Raw genomic sequence first — 19,717 nt, 5'->3', positions numbered from 1 at the left:
CAATGCGCGGCGCTCAGGCTTCGAGCGCGAGGGTTGCGAAGCTGGCGAGCCAGTGCTCGCCCATATAGTCGCCGGCGACGTGATCGAGCGCTGCGTCCAGGTGAGTCTGCGCCGCTGCGCGCAGGACGTCCGCGCGCGCGTCGCCCGCAGGCAGCGTGCGCGCGAGCGTGCGCTGGCACCACGCGCGGCTCAGGTTCAGGCCGTCGAGATGGGCGATCTTGCCGTCGGTGCGGTCGGTGACCGTGGCGGGTTGAAACAGCGTGGCCGGCTCGCGCGCGGCCAGCGCGGGCAGGAAGCGCCCGAACCACGCGAGGAATTCTTCACGGCTCATAACGCGGCTCATCAGCACGGCTTCCATCAGCGCGGGCGAGAGGAACTCGTCGCCCGACGGCTCCCACGCCTGGCATCCCGCATCGTTCGTATGCCAGCGCCGCGCCGTGTCTTCGATCAGGCGCGCAAGCGCATCGCGCGAGGTCTGGCGCGCGAAGTCGTGCGCGAGCGTGAGCGCGAACGCGGTGTTGAAGTGGGTGCCCACGCGCAGCGGGTACGTCGCTTTCGGCAGGAATTCCTCGAAGCGCTCGACAAACGCCTCGGTGAGCGGCGTGAGCGTGCGCGACCAGCGCTGCGCCTCGGGCAACTTCATGTCGTGCAGTTGCGCCGCGAGCGCGAGCAGCCAGGCCCAACCATAAGGGCGTTCGAAGCCGCGATTATGTTCGAGGTCGAGATAGGCGCGCTCGCCGGCCATCTTCGGATCGGTGAAATGCTCGTCGATCACGGCGACGATGCGCGGCGCTTCGGGCAAGTCCGGGAAGCCCTCCAGCAGATGCGCGACGAGCCAATAGCCATGCACGCACGAATGCCAGTCGTAGCTGCCGTAGAACACCGGATGCAGCGCGCGCGGCCCCTGTACGTCCTGCGGCCCGGCCAGCGAATGGGTGAGCTTGTTCGGATATTCGCGCGTGAGGTGAGCGAGCGCGAGAGATGCGAAGCGGGAGGCGAGCGCAGCGGTGAGCGTAGCGTGCATGGCGGTCTGTGCGTGGCGACTGGGCGACTGGGCGTCGGGGCGCTGGAAGCGCGCGGATGCGAAAGCGCCAGCTTAGCGCGAAACCTGGCCGCCCGCCTTGCGCGGCGCGCGTTCGCTTTCGAGGCGGCGCATCGCCTCGCTCACGTCCTGGCTGAATTGCGCTAGCGCGGCCAGTTCGATATTGGGCGGTTGCAGTGCATTCCACAACACATCGGCGAGCTTCTCTGCCGTGGCGTCGATATCGGTGCGGCGGTTGGCGAGCGTTGCGTCCCAGAGCACATGCTCCATCGGCCCGAAAATGAGGGAGCGCAGCAGGCGCAGCGGCATGTCGTTGCGGATCTGCCCGCATTCCTGACCGCGCGCGAGCACGCGCATGAGCGGCGCCGTGTAGCGGCGCTGCATTTCCGTCAGCGCCTCGCTGAGTTCGTGATGGCGCGTACGCCCTTCCGAGAGCACCAGTTCGCAGATGCCCGTGCCGCTCTCCAGCATCAGACGCAGATGCATGCGCACGATGAATGCAAACTGCTGGCGCACGGTGCCGTCGTGCGGCAGGCCCGCCTCGATAGCCTCGATCGATTCGTCATACCAGTCGCCGATCACGCGCGCGCATAGTTCGCGCTTGCCGCGAAAGTAGCTGAACACCGTGGCTTCGGAAATGGACAGGCGCTGCGCGATCTCGGCTGTGGTGGCGCGCGCGTAGCCCTTTTCGGAAAACACCTCGCGCCCCGCCTCGAGAATCTCCTTGACGCGCTGCTGGGACTTGCGGCCCGCCGGCTGGCGGCGCGACGCGGGCATGAAGGAAGTGGGTGCGGTCGACATTCTGAGCTAAATTCAGTTCTCGGCGGGATTGATGCAGATTATGCACCATGTTTCACGCTTTTCAATGCGGTAATCACGCAGTTAACACGGTGATAGAAGAAATCTGAGTGGAACTCAAAAATACCTATTGACGTTAACGTAAATGTGGCGTGAAATATGTCCCCGAAGGGCCAGACGCGTCACCCGCGAAAACGCCCGCGTCCAATTGAGCTTTGCATGGGATAGGACCTGGCGCTAAAGCGCCAGGACCCATCGACAGGAGACACGCAGATGAGCAACGTACCCGGTTTGCAGTTCCCGCTTGGCGAAGAAGTCGAAATGCTGCGCGACAGCATCGCGAACTTCGCGGCAAAGGAAATCGCCCTGCGCGCGGGCGAGATCGACCGCACCGACCAGTTTCCGATGGACCTCTGGCGCAAGTTCGGAGATCTGGGCGTGCTCGGCATGACCGTCTCCGAGGAATACGGCGGCGCGAACATGGGCTACACCGCACACATGGTGGCGATGGAGGAAATCTCGCGCGCCTCGGCGTCGGTCGGCCTCTCGTATGGCGCCCATTCGAACCTGTGCGTGAACCAGATCCACCGCAACGGCACCGAGGCGCAAAAGCGCAAGTACCTGCCGAAGCTCGTTTCGGGCGAGCACGTGGGCGCGCTCGCAATGAGCGAGCCGAACGCCGGCTCTGACGTGGTCAGCATGAAGCTGCGCGCCGATAAGAAGGGCGATAAATACGTGCTCAACGGCACGAAGATGTGGATCACCAACGGCCCCGATTGCGACACGCTCGTGGTCTATGCGAAGACCGATCTCGAAGCGGGCCCGCGCGGCATCACGGCGTTCATCGTCGAGAAGGGCATGAAGGGCTTCTCCGTGGCGCAAAAGCTCGACAAGCTCGGCATGCGCGGCTCGCACACGGGCGAGCTCGTGTTTCAGGACGTCGAAGTGCCCGAGGAAAATATCCTCGGTCAGCTCAACGGCGGCGTGAAGGTGCTCATGAGCGGCCTCGATTACGAGCGCGCCGTGCTCGCGGGCGGCCCCACGGGCATCATGGCGGCCGTGATGGATGCGGTCGTGCCGTACATTCACGAGCGCAAGCAGTTCGGCCAGGCCATCGGCGAATTCCAGCTCATCCAGGGCAAGGTCGCGGATCTCTACACCACCTTCCAGGCCTGCCGCGCGTATCTCTACGCGGTTGGCCGCCAGCTCGACTCGATCGGCACGGAGCATGTGCGCCAGGTGCGCAAGGACTGCGCTGGCGTGATTCTCTACACCGCCGAAAAGGCCACGTGGATGGCCGGCGAGGCCATCCAGATCCTCGGCGGCAATGGCTATATCAACGAGTATCCGGTCGGGCGCCTCTGGCGTGACGCGAAGCTCTACGAAATCGGCGCGGGCACGAGCGAGATTCGCCGCATGCTGATCGGCCGCGAGCTGTTCGCGGAAACCGCCTGATTCGCAATCCTGAGGATAGACGAGATGCCGATCATCGAATCGAAGCTCAATCCGCGCTCGGATGACTTCAAGACGAATGCCGCCGCGCTCGAGGCGCTGGTCGCGGACCTGCGCGAGAAGATCCAGAAGCTGTCGCTCGGCGGCGGCGAGGCGGCGCGCGACAAGCACGTCTCGCGCGGCAAGCTGCTGCCGCGCGAGCGCATCGCGCAACTGCTCGACCCGGGCACGCCGTTTCTCGAGTTCTCGCAACTCGCGGCCTACGGCATGTATCACGACGCCGCGCCGGGCGCGGGCATCATCACGGGCATCGGACGCATTGCGGGCCAGGAATGCGTGATCGTCTGCAACGACGCCACCGTGAAGGGTGGCACGTACTATCCCGTCACCGTGAAGAAGCATGTGCGCGCGCAGGAAATCGCGCAGGAAAACCATCTGCCGTGCGTGTATCTCGTCGATTCGGGCGGTGCGAATCTGCCCAACCAGGACGACGTGTTCCCCGATCGCGACCACTTCGGCCGCATTTTCTATAACCAGGCGAATCTCTCGTCGCAAGGCATTCCGCAGATTGCCGTGGTGATGGGTTCGTGCACCGCGGGCGGCGCTTACGTGCCGGCGATGAGCGACGAGTCGATCATCGTGAAGAACCAGGGCACGATTTTCCTGGGCGGGCCACCGCTCGTGAAGGCTGCAACCGGCGAAGAAGTGAGCGCCGAGGATCTCGGCGGCGGCGACGTGCACACGCGTCTTTCCGGTGTGGCCGATCATCTCGCGCAGAACGACGCACATGCGCTCGCGATCGCGCGTTCGATCGTCGGCAACCTGAACCGCACGAAAACGCCACCTGTCGTGTTGCGCGACCCGCTGCCGCCGCGCTACGACGCAAAGAGCGTCTACGGCGTGATTCCCGTGGATACGCGCAAGCCTTTCGACGTGCGCGAGGTGATCGCTCGCATCGTCGACGACTCGGCCTTCGACGAATTCAAGGCGCGCTACGGCACCACGCTCGTCACGGGCTTCGCGCATATCTGGGGCCACCCGGTGGGGATCGTCGCGAACAACGGCATTCTCTTTTCCGAGTCGGCGCTCAAGGGCGCGCACTTCATCGAGCTGTGCTGCCAGCGCAAGATTCCGCTCGTGTTCCTGCAGAACATCACGGGCTTCATGGTGGGCCGCAAGTACGAGAACGAAGGCATCGCGCGCAACGGCGCGAAGATGGTGACCGCGGTGGCCACGGCAAAGGTGCCGAAGTTCACGGTCATCATCGGCGGCTCGTTCGGCGCGGGCAATTACGGCATGTGCGGCCGCGCATACTCGCCGCGTTTCCTGTGGATGTGGCCGAATGCGCGCATCTCGGTGATGGGCGGCGAGCAGGCTGCTTCCGTGCTCGCCACGGTGCGCCGCGATGGCATCGAAGGCAAGGGCGGCACGTGGAGCGCGGAAGAGGAAGAGGCCTTCAAGCAGCCGATCCGCGACCAGTACGAGCGCCAGGGGCATCCCTATTATGCGAGCGCGCGCCTGTGGGACGACGGCGTGATCGATCCGGCCCAGACGCGCGACGTGCTCGGTCTCGGGCTGTCGGCCACGATGAACGCGCCGATCGAAGACACGCGCTTCGGCGTGTTCCGCATGTAAGCGCGGAGAACCAGACCATGACGATGCAATACGAAACGCTGCTGGTCGACGTGAAGGCCCAGGTCGCGACCGTGACGCTCAATCGACCCGACGTGCGCAACGCGTTCAACGAGACGATGATTGCCGATGTCACGGCCGCCTTCACCGCGCTCGGCGCACGCGACGACGTGCGTGTCATCGTGCTCGCGGGCAACGGCAAGGCGTTCTGCGCGGGCGCGGACCTGAACTGGATGCGCAAGATGGCCGGCTACTCCGACCAGGAAAACCGCGCCGATGCCCTGCGCCTCGCGCACATGCTCTCCGCTGTCTACCGCTGTCCGAAGCCCGTGATCGCGCGCGTGCACGGCGACGCGTACGCCGGCGGCATGGGTCTCGTGTGCGCGGCCGATGTCGTCGTGGCCGCGCAGACCGCGAACTTCTGCCTTTCGGAAGCGCGCCTCGGGCTCATGCCCGCGACGATCGCGCCGTATGTGATTCGCGCGCTCGGCGAGCAGGCGTCGCGCCGCTACTTCGTCACGGCCGAGGCGCTCGATTGCGCGACGGCGCTGCGCCTCGGCCTCGTGAGCGAGGCGGTGAGCGCGGACGAACTGGACGCCACAGTGGCGCGCATCGCCGGCACGCTTTGTGCAAACAGCCCGAACGCGGTGCGCGAATGCAAGCAACTCGTGCAGGACATCGCGGGCGAATCGATCGACGATGCGCTGATCGAAGACACCGCCATGCGCATTGCCCGCATTCGCGCGAGCGAGGAGGGTCGCGACGGTGTGTCGTCGTTCCTCGAAAAGCGCACGCCGCGCTGGCGTGATCCCGCGTGATCGCAGCGTAATCGACAGGCGAACCCGAGCCAAAAAGCGAGACCTCTCATGTTCAACAAGATTCTGATCGCCAACCGGGGCGAGATTGCCTGCCGCGTCGCGGCCACCTGCCGCCGCCTCGGAGTGAAGAGCGTGGCCGTTTATTCGGATGCCGATGCGAACGCCAAGCACGTTGCCGCATGCGACGAAGCCGTGTACATCGGCGAGGCGAGCGCGCAGCAGAGCTATCTGCGCATCGAGCGCATCATCGAGGCCGCGAAGGCGACCGGCGCGCAGGCCATTCACCCGGGCTACGGATTTCTTTCGGAAAACGAAGATTTCGGACATGCGTGCGAAGCGGCCGGCATCGTCTTCATCGGACCGCCGGTGGAGGCGATCGCCGCGATGGGCTCGAAGGCCGCCGCCAAGGCGCTCATGCATGCAGCCGCGGTGCCGCTCGTGCCGGGCTACCACGGCGACGACCAGGATCCCGCGCTGCTCCAGCGCGAAGCCGACGCGATGGGCTATCCCGTGCTGCTCAAGGCGAGCGCGGGCGGCGGCGGCAAGGGCATGCGCGTGGTCGAGCGCAGCGAGGACTTCGCGGCGGCGCTCGCATCGTGCAAGCGCGAGGCCGCGAGCAGCTTCGGCAACGACCGCGTGCTGATTGAGAAGTACCTTATGCGCCCGCGTCACGTGGAAGTGCAAGTGTTCGCGGATAAGCACGGCGGCGCGGTGTATCTGTTCGACCGCGATTGCTCGGTGCAGCGCCGTCACCAGAAAGTGCTCGAAGAAGCGCCAGCGCCGGGTCTCGATGCGAGCGTGCGGCGCGCGATGGGCGAAGCCGCGGTGGCGGCGGCGCGCGCGGTGAACTACGTGGGCGCGGGTACCGTCGAGTTCATCATGACGGGCGCGGACTTCTACTTCATGGAGATGAATACGCGCTTGCAGGTCGAACACCCGGTGACGGAAATGGTCACGGGCCTCGATCTCGTCGAATGGCAATTGCGCGTGGCAGCGGGCGATCCGCTGCCGCTCGAACAGTCGCAGCTCACGGTGACGGGGCACGCCCTGGAAGCGCGCATCTATGCAGAGAATCCGGCGCGCGGCTTTCTGCCGTCGACGGGCACGCTCAAGCATTTGCGCATGCCTGCGGGCGTCGAGTTCAGCATCGGCAATGGTGGCGATGGCAGCGAGCGCGCAAGCGTGCGCATCGACAGCGGTGTGCGCGAGTGCGACACCATCACGCCGTTCTACGACCCGATGATCGCCAAGCTCATTGTGCACGGCGCAACGCGCGACGATGCACTCGCGCGCATGCGGCGCGCGCTGGAAGAGTGCGAGGTTGTCGGCCCGCATACGAACGTCGAGTTCCTGCACCGGCTCGTGACTTGCGAGCCGTTCGCGAACGCGGATCTCGACACGGGCCTCATCGAGCGTCATCACGATGCGCTGTTCGCGCCTCAAGCGAAGCCGTTGCGCGAGGCGCTCGCGCTGGCCAGCGCGGCGCTGATCGCGCGCGAGGGTGGCCTGGGTCGGGGCGCATCGCCGTGGCAGGCGCTCGCGCACTGGCGTCTGAATGGCGGCTTCGAGCAGACCTTCGGATGGCGCGACATCGAAAGCGATAAGACATTGTCGACGGTGTTTACCCATGACGGCGGCGCACAGACGCTCGCATGCGTAGGTAGCCAGGAGCGCTACACGTGGTGGCGTGGTGAGGGCGCGAACGAATACGGGGCGGCGATCGGCAACAATCGCGTGACGGGCCGCGTGTTCATCGACGGCGACGTGTTCCACGTGTTTTGCCTTGGCGCGAGCATGGCGTTCGAGTGGCAAAACCTGCTTGCGCACGCAGCGGATGCCGAGCACGGCGAAGGCCGCCTCACGGCGCCCATGCCGGGCAAGGTAATTGCTGTGCTCGTGGAGGCGGGCGCGGTGGTGGAGAAGGGCGCGCCGCTCATCGTGATGGAAGCCATGAAAATGGAGCACACCATCGGTGCGCCGGCGGCTGGCAAAGTGACCGAAGTGCTTTATGCAGTGGGCGACCAGGTGGCCGATGGCGCCCAGCTGCTGGTGCTCGAAGCCGGCTGAACGGAGCGGTGAGCGAGTTGTTACGATCGGTTTCAAAATTGTCCAAACTGTGAGCTGACAAAAAGCTATGCTTCGCGCACCAACAACAAGAGGGAGGCGAACATCATGAACGCAACGTGGAAGGCTTTAGCCCTCACAGGCCTGATTCCGCTCGCACTTGCAGGGTGTGGCGGTGGAGGCGGCAGCGATAGCGGCAGCACCGCGCAGACCGGCACGCTGAAGGTCGCCATGACCGACGCACCGTCTTGCGGCTTCGATCACGTGTTCGTCACGGTCTCGCAGGTTCGGGTAAACGCGAGTGCAAACGCGGGTGACAACGACGCCGGCTGGTCGACCATTACGCTGGCGACGCCTGAGAAGATCGACTTGCTGTCGCTGACCAACGGCGCGCTCGCCGACCTTGGCCAGACCGCGCTGCCGGCTGGCCAATATCAGCAAGTCCGTCTTGTGCTCGTGCCGAACACAGGCAATACGCTATCGAACTCGGTCGTGCCCACGGGCGGCGCCGAACAGCCGCTCGCGACGCCGAGCGCGACCCAAAGCGGCTACAAGATCATCACGCCGTTCACGGTGCAGCCGAACACACTCGTCGATCTCATCCTCGACTTCAACGCGTGCAAGTCGATCGTGCAGAAGGGCAATGGCGGCTATCAGATGAAGCCGGTCGTGACCGCGACGCCCACCGTCGTGAGCGGTTCGATCTCGGGCTACGTCGCGCAAGCCGAGGCGGGCGCAACCGTGTATGCGGAGCAGAACGGCAAGGTCGTCAAGGGGACGATTGCCGACAGCACCGGCAAGTTCGTGCTGTCGCCGCTCGTCCAGAGCTCGACGCAGGGCAACTACGACGTCGTGATCGTGGAGAACGATTTTGCGTCGGGTATCGTCCGCTCGGTGCCCGTGGTGGTGAACGCGGACACGCCGGTGTCGACCTCGGCCGCGCCCATCACGCTGCCGGCATCGCCGATGGGCAGCGTGAGCGGCAACGCGACGTCCTCCGCGCAGGCACTCGTGCGCGCCCTGCAGGTGATCGGCGGGAGTCCGTATGAGATCTCGGCTATCAATGCGAATGCGGATACCGGCAACTACGCGCTGTCGCTGCCGACGGGCGCGCCGTTCGCCGGGACCTACTCGAATGCACTGCCGATCTCGCTCACGGCGGCGTCGACCGTTGCGGGGCAATACACGATCGAGGCCGATGCAGAGTCTGGCGCGGTGCAGTCGGCGAACGTGAACGCGGCGACCAACCCGACGGGTGTCAACTTCGCGTTTTGAATGATGATTCAGGCAGTATGATTGGAAAGGGTCGCTTGCGGCCCTTTCCTTTTGTTGCGGAGAACGAGATGAAAAAAATCGCGATTGGGCTTCTGGCTGCGGCAGGGCTGGGATTGAGCGGGTGCGCGGTATACGTGCCGCCGCCGGCGGGCGTCGTGGTCGCGCCCCAAGGCGGTCCGGGCAATGGCTTCTGCCCGCCTGGTCAGGCGAAAAAAGGCAACTGCTAGGACCTTTACGTCCCCTCATTCACCGGTGGCGCAAACCGCAGCGCCACCGCAATCCGGTTCCACGCATTGATATTGGCGATGGCGGCCGTCAAGAACGCCAACTGCTCCCCGGGAAACTGCTCCGCCACCTTCCGGTACAGCGCATCGCTCACTCCTTCGTGCACCTTCGAGGTGAGCGCTTCCGTATAGGCCAGCGCGGCTTGCTCGCGCTCGCTATAAAGCGTGGGCGCCTCATGCCACGCAGCCACCAGATCGAGCTTCGCGCGCGCCACGTTCTTTTCGCGCGCGATATTCAAATGAAATTGAATGCAGAACGCGCAGCCATTGATTTGCGACGCGCGGATCTTCAGCAACTCGGTGAGGTTTTTTTCCAGGCCTGAATCGTCGACGGCCTTGCTCATGGTCGAAAGCGCGCTGGCCACCTGGGCGGCTTCGCGCCGGAAGTCTTCGTAGCTGATGCGGGAGGATGGGCTGGACATGACTGGACCTCGCGTCGGTTGCCGGATAACATCAGAGCACGAACATCATATTCGAACTCTGACATCATGCGCAAGACCGCGAAATCCGCGACAAAAACCCAGGGCGAGCGCAGCGCGCCCATTCCCGCCCCCGGCGAAGGCAAGCGTGGCGAGTCCGGCCACATGGGCTATCTGCTACGCCAGGCGGGCGCGGCGCAGCGCTTGCGCATGGAGCGCGCGCTGGCCGATCTCGGCATCACGCCGCCGCAATTCGTGGTGCTGACGATGCTCGCCGCCTATCCCGGCGTGTCCGGCGCCGATCTTGCGCGGCTCGCGGTGCTGACCCCGCAGACGGTTAGCGTGATCGTCGCGAATCTCGAACGCAGCGGCGCGATCGAGCGCCGGCCGCATCCGGTGCACGGCCGCATTCAGCAGATCGAGGTGACGAGTGGGGGCGAGATCTTGCTCAAGCAGTGCCGCGCGCGCGTGAAGAAACTCGAGGCACAGATGACCGAAGGCTTCACCCAGAACGAAGAGCAGGTGATACGCCGCTGGCTCGCGCGTCTGGCGCGCGAAGACGAAGCGGTGTGAGCGTCGTGCCCGGCGCGCGAGCGAGTGCGCACGAATGATCGAGCAGCCCTTCGGCGGTGCCGGTGCCGCCTTCCACGTCCAGCCCGCTATTGACGACGAGCCAGCCGTCGCGCGCGGTGTCGGGGCCGGCGCCGGTCACGAGAATCGTCTGCACGGCCATGCTTTGCTTCGGCCCCAGACCGCGCTCGACGATGCGGAACGGATTGCTCTGATCGGAGAGGCTCATCACGCGCGTGACGCGATAGCGCTTGCCGTCCAGCCTCGTCCAGCGCCACGTGCCGGGCGCGTCGTGGCGATATGGCGCGAGTGCGTCGGCAATATCGTTGCGCATGCAATCGACATGGATGTGCAACTGGTTTTGCGAGCGCCGCTGTGAAGCATTGATTTCGAGGCCGAGTTGTGTGGGCGCGAGTGTCATCTTTAGTTTTGCGTCCACGTAACGGCCCGCGGCCCACGCACCAACCCAGTATTCGGGCGATCCGCCATAGAGAATCTCGGGGCTTTCGATGCCGGGCACGCGGTCGGTCGGGATCAGCAGATATTGCGCGCGCCCGTTGATGTCCTTGAGCACCGCATAGCGCTTCTGGAAATCGACGCTCGTGCAAGGGCCGGGATCGCCTTTGTCGCGCGCGTTCGGCACGCATTGTTCGCCAACGACCTTCCAGAGCCCGTTTGAGTCGAGCGCGGAAAGACGCACGCAACTGGTGGTGAGCAACACGGTGGCCAACGCTGCAGCGAACGAAGCGAAACGCGCGGCACGGAGGGAGGATGCAGCAAAGGAAACTTGAGGCATCGGCGCTATACGGACGTATGAGGCAATTCGGAAATGGGCCGCGCGATGCGCTCGCGCGGGCTCGCCTTGCTGCCGCGAGTGTAGCCGATGCAGTGTGGCGGGTTTATTTACGGCGCGGGTGAAACGTGACGGGTTGTTCGCGCGATGCTGCGCCGGCGTGCGAAGTTGGGTCGGCGGGCCCGCACGTTCCGCAGGTGTCGCAGCCGTCGCCGCAATGGCCGGTGGCGCCTTTGGGCTGCACGAAGCGCCCCATGCGCTGCGCGAATGCACCGCGTTGAGGGCGCAGCAGCGCCGCCGCGGCGGCGGCTTGCCAGCGCGTGGTCGTCTTCGGCGCGAGCTTGCGCAGCGCGGTCCAGAGACTCGCTGCCACCAGCAGCGCGATAACCGCATATTGAAGAACGAGACTCGTGCTCACAGGAAACGGCTCGCGATCTGGTAGGTGATGAACGAGGCTATATAAGCCACCACGAACATATAGCTGAACGAGATCGCCACCGCGCGCCACGAACGCGTTTCGCGGCGGATCACGGCGAGCGTCGACATGCACTGCGGCGCGAACGCGAACCACACCATCAGCGAAAGCGCGCTGGCCACCGAAAAGTTTTGCGCGAGCGTATGGCCGAGCGCGGCAATGTCGCCGTCGCCGCTCGCCACTGAATAGACTGTCGCGAGGGCGGCCACCGCCGTTTCGCGTGCGGCGAACGCGGGAATGAGCGCGAGGCTCATCTGCCAGTTGAAGCCGAGCGGTGCGAACGGCCATTGCAGCGCGTGGCCCAGATAGCCGGCGATCGTGTAGTCGATGGCGGGCAGCGTCGCGCCTTCGGGCGGCGAGGGGAACGTGGAAATGAACCACATCAGCACGGTCAGCGCGAGGATGATGCCGGTCAGCCGCTTCAGAAAGATCGCACCGCGTTCCCACAAGCCGATGGCGATGTCGCGTGCGCGCGGCAGGCGGTACGAAGGCAACTCCATCAGCAGCGCGTGCTCGCCATGGTCGCGGCGCAGCTTCTTCATGACCCAGCCCACCGCCATCGCGCCCACGATGCCGGCCGCGTACAGCGCGAACAGCACGAGCCCCTGCAGGTTGAATACGCCGAGTATCAGCCGGTGCGGAATGAACGCGCCGATAAGCAGCGCGTAGACGGGCAGCCGCGCCGAGCATGTCATGAGCGGCGCGACGAGTATTGTGGCGAACCGGTCGCGGGGATCGGAGATGCTGCGCGTGCCCATCACGCCAGGAATCGCGCACGCGAAGCTCGATAGCAAGGGAATGAACGAGCGGCCCGTCAAGCCCACGCAGACCATCAGGCGATCGAGCAGGAAGGCCGCGCGCGGCAGGTAGCCCGATTCCTCCAGCACGAGGATGAAGAAGAACAGCACCAGAATTTCGGGCAAAAAGCCGAGCACGGTGCCCACTCCGCCGAACAGCGCATCGGTGACGAGGCTGCGCAGCGGGCCGTCGGGCAGCGCCGCGCCTGCGGCGGCGCCCAGCCAGCCGAAGCCGTCGCCGATGGCGTCGGTGAGCGGCTTGCCCAGCGAATACACGGCCTGAAACACGAGGAACATCACCACCGCGAGAATCAGCGGGCCCAGCACGGGATGCAGGGCGAAGCGGTCGATGGCGTCGTCGCGCGCATCGGTGGCGCGCGGCATGGTCACGGTCGCGGCGAGAATGCGCCGGACCGTGGTGTGCACATCGGCGCGCGCATCGACGTTGTCGTTCGTGCTGTGTTCGGGTGAAGCGGGCGTCGCATCGTTGCCCACGCGTTCGATCAGCTCGATGAGCCCGTGCGCCCCGCCGCGCCGCACGGCCACGGTTTCGACCACGGGCATGCCGAGTTCGCGCGAGAGCGCGGCGACATCGACTACCACGCCACGGCGTCGCGCAGCGTCCATCATGTTGAGCGCCAGCACGACCGGACGGTCCATGCGTTTGACTTCGAGCACGAAGCGCAAATGCAGGCGCAGGTTGGTGGCGTCGGCCACGCAGACGATCAGGTCGGGCGCGGCCTCGCCCGGATAGCGGCCGAGCAGCACGTCGCGGGTGACGCGCTCGTCGGGGCTGGTCGATTCGAAACTATAGGCGCCGGGCAAGTCGAGCACCTGGATATGGCGGCCGCCCGGCGTGGCAAAGCGGCCTTCCTTGCGCTCGACGGTCACGCCCGCGTAGTTCGCCACCTTCTGGCGCGCGCCCGTGAGCAGATTGAAAAGCGCGGTCTTGCCGCAATTGGGATTGCCGACGAGGGCGATGCGCAACGGTGCCTGGCTCATGCGGCGGCTCCGTGAGCGCCGTCAGCGGCTGCTCCCGCGCTGGCGTTCAGGTTCACGCTCACGCGTTGCGCCTCCGCACGGCGCAGTGCGAAGCGCGTCGAGCCGATCTGCACGAGTAACGGGTCGGCGCCCCACGGCGCGCGCGCCACCACGCGCACGGGCTCGCCGGCCACGAAGCCGAGGTCGCGCAGGCGCTGGGCGATCGGGTCGCGTGCCGAGACATCCTCGACGCACTCGACGCATGCAGCGGCGTTCTTGGGCAGGTCGGTCAACCGCATGGAGAATTCTGTCGTATTGAAATGAGAACGGTTCTCATTGTAACGGCGATGCGGCTGCTTGGGGGCGCAGCCGGGCAGGCTGCTATCGGCGCGAAAGCCGCGCGGAGCGGGGGACCCGGCGCCGGGGCGGGAGCCGGGCGGTTTAGTGTGCCGATTTGCCGCATCGAAGCCCCCCAGCCCTCGGTGCGTCTTCAGTGCCTCTTTAGCGCGTTCAGAGTTTCGAGCCGGTCATCCGGTCCATGCGGACCTTGGGCCTACTGTTGGGCGGATTCAAGTGCAGTGCCGGTGATTTCCTTGTCGCCGACGAACGCGTCGTGGAACTGCGCGCCGTTCGGGACTTGCAACGCCAGCATCCTGAACCCGCAGCGTCCGGCACATTCGGGTGAGTCGACGTAATGCCTGAAATTGGCGAGAATGCTGCGCGGGAATATTCATGAGTGGCTCCATCGCTGGCGCCGCTGCTCGATCTGGAAAGCACAATGAAACGACTGTTACTCGCCGCGCTCGCGGCCGCTCTCGCCACCGCCTCGCTCGTCACTGGCGCGCACGCGCAAAGCACTGCGTCCGGGCCATTCGCCACACCGTCGGGCGAGCTGCAATTCGTGCGCGACGATCGCGATTTCGTGTCGATGCTCAACAGGGAAAAATTCGATCGCTTCGACGCGAAGACGCTTACGCACTTCGACGAGGTCGGTGCGAACGGCACGATCACGCGCACGCTCGTGCAGACGGCTTACGGCCCGGTGGTGTACGACCTGCGCCGCAATCCGCCGCTCGTGCAGCGCGCGAACGTGCGCATGACGGTCAAGCGCGTGTTCTGGCAGCCCGACGAAGCGGTGATGCAGAGCCCGGAAGGCTGGTTCCGGCTCAAGAATGGCACGCTGACGAAGCTGCAAGCGACGAAGACGACCTACCACTGATCACGCGCGCGCCGCCATCGTTGTCTTTCGGTTTGGTTGCGGCGCGCGCAACCGCCGCTCAGGCGATTACTGTGCGACCGGCACGGTGACATCGGAACCGAACCAGTGCTCCGAGATCTTCTTGAGCGTGCCGTCCTGCTTCAGCGAAGTGAGCGCATCGTTGAGCGCTTTCTCGAACTTGGGATTGCCCTTGCGGAACGGGATGCCCATCTCCTGATTGGCGCCCTTGAGCACTGCGCCCGGACGTAGCGGCAACTGCGAAGTCTTGATGATGTACGGCAGCATCAAGCGATCGTCGATGGTGGCGTCGATGCGCTTGGCGGCCAGATCGCGGAGCTTTTCCGGCGCGCCCGGATAGGTTTGCACATTGATGCCCTGCACGGCGCGCGCCATCTGGTCATAGTTCGTGCCGAGCGTGACGCCGAGTTTCTTGTCGCCCTTGAACTCGTCGAGCGACTTGAATTCGCGCTTGTCGTCGGCGCGCTGGATCAACTGGGCCGCGGAATAGGTATAGGGCTGGCTGAAATCGAGCGCCTGCTGGCGCTGCGGCGTGATGGTCACCTGATTGACGATCACGTCGAATTTTCCGGCTTGCAGCGCCGCGATAATGCCGCTCCATTCGGTCGGAATGAATTCCGGCTTCACGCCGAGCTTGGCCGCCACCGCCTTCGCGACGTCGACGTCGAAGCCCACCAGCTCGCCCTTGCTGTCGCGCGAGTCGAACGGGGGATACGTGCCTTCGAGGCCGATCTTGAGCACGCCGGCTTGTTTCACGCTGTCCAGCAGGTCTTCCGCATGAGCGGCAACGGCGGTGAGGCCGAGAGCCGATGCAGCAAGCACGCTGGTAAGAAGGAGCTTCGATAGCTTCATGGCACGTCTCCTGTTTTTTCGAATTGAGGACTGCAGTGGAGTGCGCGATGCCGCGCGAAGGCATATTACCGCGTCAAATTTCCGGTGCCGGCAGCGTCCCCAAAATCTCTTCGAAGGCGAGCCCGATCGCGAGCAGCCGGCGGTCGCTGCCGGTTGGGCCGTCGAGCTCGAGGCCGACTGGCAGGCGCGCATCGGTGAGCCCCGCAGGCAGCGCCAGACCGGGAATGCCCGCGTTGCTCGCGGGATCGGTATTGCGCAGATATGCCTCCAGTTCGTCGATGGGCGCGCCGCCGTCGATCGACACGCTCGACGATCCGTTCATCTCGTCGATCTGCACGGCCGCGAGCCGCGTCGTTGGAAACAGCAGCGCATCGAGGCCGCTGGCGGCGAAGGTCTGCGCATAGAGCTGCTGCAGCCGCGGACGCCAGAGCGTCATCGCCGTGGGGTAGTCGCTGCCGCGCGTGTCGGCGAGGATGGCGTCGTAGGCCGCGCGCACGTCCGGGCTCGCGATGCGCGCCGCTACGTCCGCGACGGTCCGCGCGCCCGGGTGGTTTGCGTCGAGCCACGCTTGCAGGTCTTCAATCGGTTCATGCAGCGCGATGGCCATGCTCACGCGGTCGTTGAGCGCGAAAATTTCGCTCATTTCCACGGGCACGAGCGTTACGCCAGCCGCTTCGAGTTTCGCGAGCGCCGCGCGCGCGACGCGCTCGGTCGCGGCTTCCAGGCCCGACCAGAACGGCGCGGGCAAGCCCACGCGCAGGTTCGTCACGGCGGCTCGGGCGAGCGGGCCGTGCCCGGTGATCACGCCGTCGATGAGCGCGACGTCGGCGACGGTGCGCGCCATCGGCCCGACCGTGTCACGCGTGCGGCTGATCGGCACGACGGCATGCGGGTCGTGGTAGCGGCGCTGCGTGCCGCCGTCGCCCACGCTCGGACGCAAGCCGACGATGCCGCACAGCGCGGCGGGGATGCGCGTGGAGCCGCCGGTGTCGGTGCCGAGCCCGGCCGGCACGATGCGCGCCGCGATGGCGGCGGCCGTGCCGCCCGACGAGCCGCCGGGGATTCGTTCGGGATCCCAGGGATTGCGCACGGGGCCCGCATGCGGTGCGAGATTGGTGCTGGTGATGCCGAACGCGAGCTCGTGCATGTTGGCCTTGCCGAGCACGATCGCGCCCGCATCCACGAGCCGCTGCACCGAGGGCGCGTGGCGCGCGGGCAGGAAGCCTTCGAGCGCGGGCGTGCCCGCGGAGGTTTGCAGGCCGCGCGTATTGATGTTGTCCTTCACGACCACGGGCAGCCCGGCCAGCGGCAGGTGCGCGCGTTCATTCGGGCCGAGCCCGTCGATGCGCTGCGCGGCGGCGAGCGCGCCTTCCACGTCGAGCGTCGTGAGCGCGTTGAGGTTTTCCAGCGCCTGTGCGCGCGCGAGCAAGGTTGCGGCGTAGTCGGTCGCTTTGATCCGCCCTTCGCGAATGGCCGCGACGGCTTGCGTCGCGCTCAGTTCCAGTTGCTGGTCGACAGTCCAGGTCATGCGGTTTCCTCCGCGTGCGGCCGTGCAGGTGGCGGCGCCCGCTATGGCTTCATGAAGCGCAGCGCGAGGCGGGCGAGCGCGGGAACGAGCGTCGGGCGCAAGAGGCGCGAATCGTAGCCGCTCATGCGCTGCTGGTCTTCACGCAGACACAGTTCGATCATCTCGCGCGGCTTGAGCGAGTCGCCCAGCACCTCGCGGTTGGCGGGCAGGAAGTTCGAGTCGTGCGCAACGCCTTCGGCATCGATGCCCCGCGCAATCGCCACACGATCCCATACCAGTTTGACCCAGATTGCCCCGACTTTCAGCGAGTGCCAGGGCCGGCGCCACCATGGCAAATTCTTGCGATACCACGTCACCCAGTTCACGAAAAAAAGAATATGGCGCGCTTCTTCCTGGATCACGGGCTCGAAGGTTTCGACTAGCGCAGCAGGGAAAAATCCCGAGCGCTGCGCGGAGCGGAACAGGCCGAACGCGAAGAAGCTGTCGATGCATTCGCTGTAGCCCGTGAACATCCACGCCCACTCGGGGTCTTGCGGCGGCGGATAGCCCGGTTCGGGCGCGAGGGCGATGCCATAGGCCTCGACGAGATGCGAGAGCACGACTTTGTGGCGCGCTTCCTCGTCGCCGTCCATCTCGATGGCCGCGCGCAGGAGCGGATCGCTCACGGTGGCCGCATAGGTTTTCACGCGGATCGACGCGCGTCCTTCGGTCTGCACCGCAATGTCCCAGATCGGCAGCGAAGTCAGGCGCCGCAGCGCGTCAGGCTCGAGCGTCGGCCAGTCGAGCACGGCCGGGCGATAGGAATCGTGCGTGTCCAGCAGCATCCGGCAGAACATCGTCCGGTGCTCATCCGATCCGATCCGGATCGGCCCTGGCGCGGCATGAGTCCAGTGCCGCAGCGCGGCGTCCTGGACGGCGAGGGCGCTGTCTTCGTCGCTAGCGCCTTCGGCTGCATGCGTCAGGGTGTCGGACATTGAGCGTAATGGATGGCGGTGATTTGGCTCCTATTCTGTCATATCTGTAAGGGATGGGGAGACCTCACGCGCAGCGTCGCTGCTCGTCGATCCACATGCGTGCCCAGCGGCATGCGTAGGCGAGTGCGTGGCGTTCGTCGAAAAAGTAGTCGAGCGCGTCGAACGAAACGAGTGCGCTGCGCAGCGTTTCCGATGGACTTGCCTCGGTGCCGGATGCCGTCGCGGTGTGCGATGGCGTTTGGGTGGCTGCAAGCGGGCCGATCGTGAGATTGGCGGCGTACAGGCCGTTGGGAAGCCGCTGGGCGCTCGGCGCGACTTCGTAGCCCTTGTAACGGATAGGTGCGTTCATGGCTTCTGGATCCTGCGGGTACTCCTGCCTGGGTGCGTGTTACGCATGGGCGCCTCGTTGCTCGTATGCCGGTACGGGGGAAGCGTAGGGGCTACGGTGCGCACCTGGAACCACTCATTCGTCGCAAGCTAATCACGGGTGGCCGGGAACGGTCAGCAGGTTGATCCGGATGAGGCGAGATTACGGGATGCATTCAATGTGGCCCGTGCAGCGCGGGGCGTCTGTGGTCTGGATGACGCAACGCGCATGCCTGTGTGCGCTAGCGCGCAAAGCGCGCAGCGTGGTGAAACACGGGGGGGATCGGGACGCGTGCGGAAGGCGCGGCGGCGCGCGCATGGCACGCCGGAAACGCATCAAACGGCGACGCTCAGGCGGTCTTCATTGCGCGCCGCGCCGGCACCCGCTGCGATCGCGCGTGTGGCGCCGGCCTGCGAGGCCGCGCGCTGCGTGTCGGACGCAATCCCGAATGCGAGCGCGAACTGTGCGGCTTGCTGGCCGACCATGAAAAGCTGATCGACGACTTTCTCGTCTGAGCATTGATGGGCGCTGTCGAAGCGCGTCTCCAGCGTGTTGATGCCGGCGCCGAATGGCGTCGGCCAGCCGCGCAGCGCATGCACGATCGAGCGCAGCGAGGTGAGCACCGAGCCCGCGGCTTGCCAGCCATAGGCGGTCACGATGCAGCCCACGGCGCGGCCGTCGAGATAGGGGCGGGCGTCGGCGCGCAGCTCCTCGAGCGTGTCGAGCGCGTTCTTCACGAGGCCCGAAACGCCGCCGTGATAGCCGGGCGTGCCGATGATGACGGCGTCCGCCGCGCGCACGGCGTCGATCAGTTCGCGCTGGGCGTCGGTGAGCGTGGCGTTTTCGGGGGCGTAATGAGGCAGGCTATGCAAGAAGGTGCCGCCGAACAGCCGCGTGCGCACGCCGGCCTGCTCCGCGCCGCGCAGCGCGAAGGCGAGCGCGCGCTCGGTCGACGACGCTTCGCGCGTCGTGCCGCCAATGCCAACGACGAGCGGGCGGTGTCTGGAATCGGGGATGCTCAAGGGGTGCTCCTGGGATTCATGGCCGGGGTCGATGCCCAAAGCGCCATCTTAGTGAGCACGCCGCGTGGCGCGAAACGACTTTTTTTTCTAAGGATATGCCCACGAGGCGGGTTGGCTGTGCATGCCACTCGCGATATGCATAGCTGAAAGCATTGGTTGGTGCGCTTCAGGAGAACTGCGAGGATAGAACGGTCTCCTGTCGATGGAACTTGGCGCTTTGGCACTTACTCTGGTCCCATGCAAAGCGCTGGTCCCATCCCATGCGGAGCACATGAGCATCTCCTTGACATGGGATTCGGCCCCGCACCGCAAGGTGACGGGGCTCTTTTTTTATCTG

The 19,717-nt window shown here is 65.6% G+C and carries 19 protein-coding genes; 7 read left to right on the top strand and 12 right to left on the bottom strand.

Translation table 11 applies throughout. The features are described from left to right. Positions 1 to 13: 13 nt before the first annotated feature. Together PWP93_RS17525 and PWP93_RS17520 are read right to left on the bottom strand one after the other, a co-directional pair. On the bottom strand, positions 14 to 1,024 hold the full coding sequence (locus PWP93_RS17525; RefSeq protein ID WP_421045305.1) for a DUF2891 domain-containing protein: 1,011 nt from the start codon (positions 1,022 to 1,024) through the stop codon (positions 14 to 16). Between the two features lie 72 nt (positions 1,025 to 1,096). After that, positions 1,097 to 1,843 (bottom strand): TetR/AcrR family transcriptional regulator, encoded by a 747-nt coding sequence (locus tag PWP93_RS17520; protein WP_421045304.1) that lies wholly within the window; start codon positions 1,841 to 1,843, stop codon positions 1,097 to 1,099. Between the two features lie 270 nt (positions 1,844 to 2,113). On the opposite strand from PWP93_RS17520, the gene PWP93_RS17515 reads away from it, so the two are divergent. The 5 genes from PWP93_RS17515 to PWP93_RS17495 all read left to right on the top strand — a co-directional run bounded on the left by PWP93_RS17515 (position 2,114) and on the right by PWP93_RS17495 (position 9,081). After that, on the top strand, positions 2,114 to 3,295 hold the full coding sequence (locus tag PWP93_RS17515) for an isovaleryl-CoA dehydrogenase (protein ID WP_421045303.1): 1,182 nt from the start codon (positions 2,114 to 2,116) through the stop codon (positions 3,293 to 3,295). 24 nt (positions 3,296 to 3,319) lie between these two features. Then, positions 3,320 to 4,927: a carboxyl transferase domain-containing protein gene (locus tag PWP93_RS17510; RefSeq protein ID WP_421045302.1), complete on the top strand. Its 1,608-nt coding sequence runs from the start codon at positions 3,320 to 3,322 to the stop codon at positions 4,925 to 4,927. A gap of 23 nt (positions 4,928 to 4,950) precedes the next feature. Continuing rightward, positions 4,951 to 5,742, top strand: coding sequence for an enoyl-CoA hydratase/isomerase family protein (locus tag PWP93_RS17505; protein WP_421027038.1), 792 nt, complete (start codon positions 4,951 to 4,953; stop codon positions 5,740 to 5,742). Between the two features lie 48 nt (positions 5,743 to 5,790). Beyond that, positions 5,791 to 7,809, top strand: a complete 2,019-nt coding sequence (locus PWP93_RS17500; RefSeq protein WP_421045301.1) for an acetyl/propionyl/methylcrotonyl-CoA carboxylase subunit alpha — start codon at positions 5,791 to 5,793, stop codon at positions 7,807 to 7,809. Between the two features lie 105 nt (positions 7,810 to 7,914). After that, positions 7,915 to 9,081 (top strand): DUF4382 domain-containing protein, encoded by a 1,167-nt coding sequence (locus PWP93_RS17495; RefSeq protein ID WP_421045300.1) that lies wholly within the window; start codon positions 7,915 to 7,917, stop codon positions 9,079 to 9,081. 232 nt (positions 9,082 to 9,313) lie between these two features. Here PWP93_RS17495 and PWP93_RS17490 read toward each other — a convergent pair whose 3' ends face one another. Then, positions 9,314 to 9,787 (bottom strand): carboxymuconolactone decarboxylase family protein, encoded by a 474-nt coding sequence (locus PWP93_RS17490; RefSeq protein WP_421045299.1) that lies wholly within the window; start codon positions 9,785 to 9,787, stop codon positions 9,314 to 9,316. Positions 9,788 to 9,853: 66 nt separating this feature from the next. Between PWP93_RS17490 and PWP93_RS17485 the strand changes: the two genes are divergently transcribed. Beyond that, positions 9,854 to 10,357 (top strand): MarR family winged helix-turn-helix transcriptional regulator, encoded by a 504-nt coding sequence (locus PWP93_RS17485; RefSeq protein ID WP_421045298.1) that lies wholly within the window; start codon positions 9,854 to 9,856, stop codon positions 10,355 to 10,357. On the opposite strand, the gene PWP93_RS17480 is transcribed toward PWP93_RS17485, so the two are convergent. The 4 genes from PWP93_RS17480 to PWP93_RS17465 form a co-directional block, all read right to left on the bottom strand. Continuing rightward, the gene (locus tag PWP93_RS17480) at positions 10,287 to 11,075 is read right to left on the bottom strand and encodes a CDP-diacylglycerol diphosphatase (RefSeq protein ID WP_421045297.1); all 789 of its coding nucleotides are present in this window, start codon (positions 11,073 to 11,075) and stop codon (positions 10,287 to 10,289) included. The two genes, PWP93_RS17485 and PWP93_RS17480, sit on opposite strands and share 71 nt — an antisense overlap. A 178-nt stretch (positions 11,076 to 11,253) precedes the next feature. Beyond that, positions 11,254 to 11,565 (bottom strand): DUF6587 family protein, encoded by a 312-nt coding sequence (locus PWP93_RS17475; protein ID WP_421045296.1) that lies wholly within the window; start codon positions 11,563 to 11,565, stop codon positions 11,254 to 11,256. Beyond that, positions 11,562 to 13,421 (bottom strand): ferrous iron transporter B, encoded by a 1,860-nt coding sequence (feoB, locus tag PWP93_RS17470; protein WP_421045295.1) that lies wholly within the window; start codon positions 13,419 to 13,421, stop codon positions 11,562 to 11,564. The genes PWP93_RS17475 and feoB overlap by 4 nt, the downstream gene beginning before the upstream one ends. Next, a complete protein-coding gene (locus PWP93_RS17465; RefSeq protein ID WP_421045294.1) occupies positions 13,418 to 13,699 on the bottom strand; it encodes a FeoA family protein in 282 nt (93 codons plus the stop codon). Before PWP93_RS17465 ends, feoB begins: the two co-directional genes overlap by 4 nt. Positions 13,700 to 14,178: 479 nt before the next feature. Here PWP93_RS17465 and PWP93_RS17460 point away from each other — a divergent pair, with 479 nt between their 5' ends. After that, entirely contained in the window at positions 14,179 to 14,619 is a 441-nt protein-coding gene (locus PWP93_RS17460; protein ID WP_421045293.1) for a hypothetical protein, read from the top strand. 66 nt (positions 14,620 to 14,685) lie between these two features. On the opposite strand, the gene PWP93_RS17455 is transcribed toward PWP93_RS17460, so the two are convergent. From PWP93_RS17455 to PWP93_RS17435, 5 genes are all read right to left on the bottom strand, one after another. Continuing rightward, complete coding sequence (locus PWP93_RS17455; protein ID WP_421026082.1) at positions 14,686 to 15,489, bottom strand: transporter substrate-binding domain-containing protein; 804 nt, start codon at positions 15,487 to 15,489, stop codon at positions 14,686 to 14,688. A gap of 73 nt (positions 15,490 to 15,562) precedes the next feature. Then, positions 15,563 to 17,017 (bottom strand): indoleacetamide hydrolase, encoded by a 1,455-nt coding sequence (iaaH, locus tag PWP93_RS17450; protein WP_421045292.1) that lies wholly within the window; start codon positions 17,015 to 17,017, stop codon positions 15,563 to 15,565. Between the two features lie 41 nt (positions 17,018 to 17,058). After that, positions 17,059 to 17,991 carry a ferritin-like domain-containing protein gene (locus PWP93_RS17445; protein ID WP_421045291.1) on the bottom strand — a complete coding sequence of 311 codons (933 nt, stop codon included), beginning with the start codon at positions 17,989 to 17,991 and terminating at the stop codon, positions 17,059 to 17,061. Between the two features lie 64 nt (positions 17,992 to 18,055). Further along, complete coding sequence (locus PWP93_RS17440) at positions 18,056 to 18,340, bottom strand: transcriptional regulator (protein ID WP_421045290.1); 285 nt, start codon at positions 18,338 to 18,340, stop codon at positions 18,056 to 18,058. A 353-nt stretch (positions 18,341 to 18,693) separates the two neighbouring features. Next, entirely contained in the window at positions 18,694 to 19,380 is a 687-nt protein-coding gene (locus PWP93_RS17435; RefSeq protein ID WP_421045289.1) for an NADPH-dependent FMN reductase, read from the bottom strand. Between the last annotated feature and the right edge of the window lie 337 nt (positions 19,381 to 19,717).

The sequence above is a fragment of the Paraburkholderia sp. A1RI-2L genome (assembly GCF_048957375.1).
Lineage (GTDB): Bacteria > Pseudomonadota > Gammaproteobacteria > Burkholderiales > Burkholderiaceae > Paraburkholderia.
This window is presented reverse-complemented; position numbering and strand designations above follow the sequence as displayed.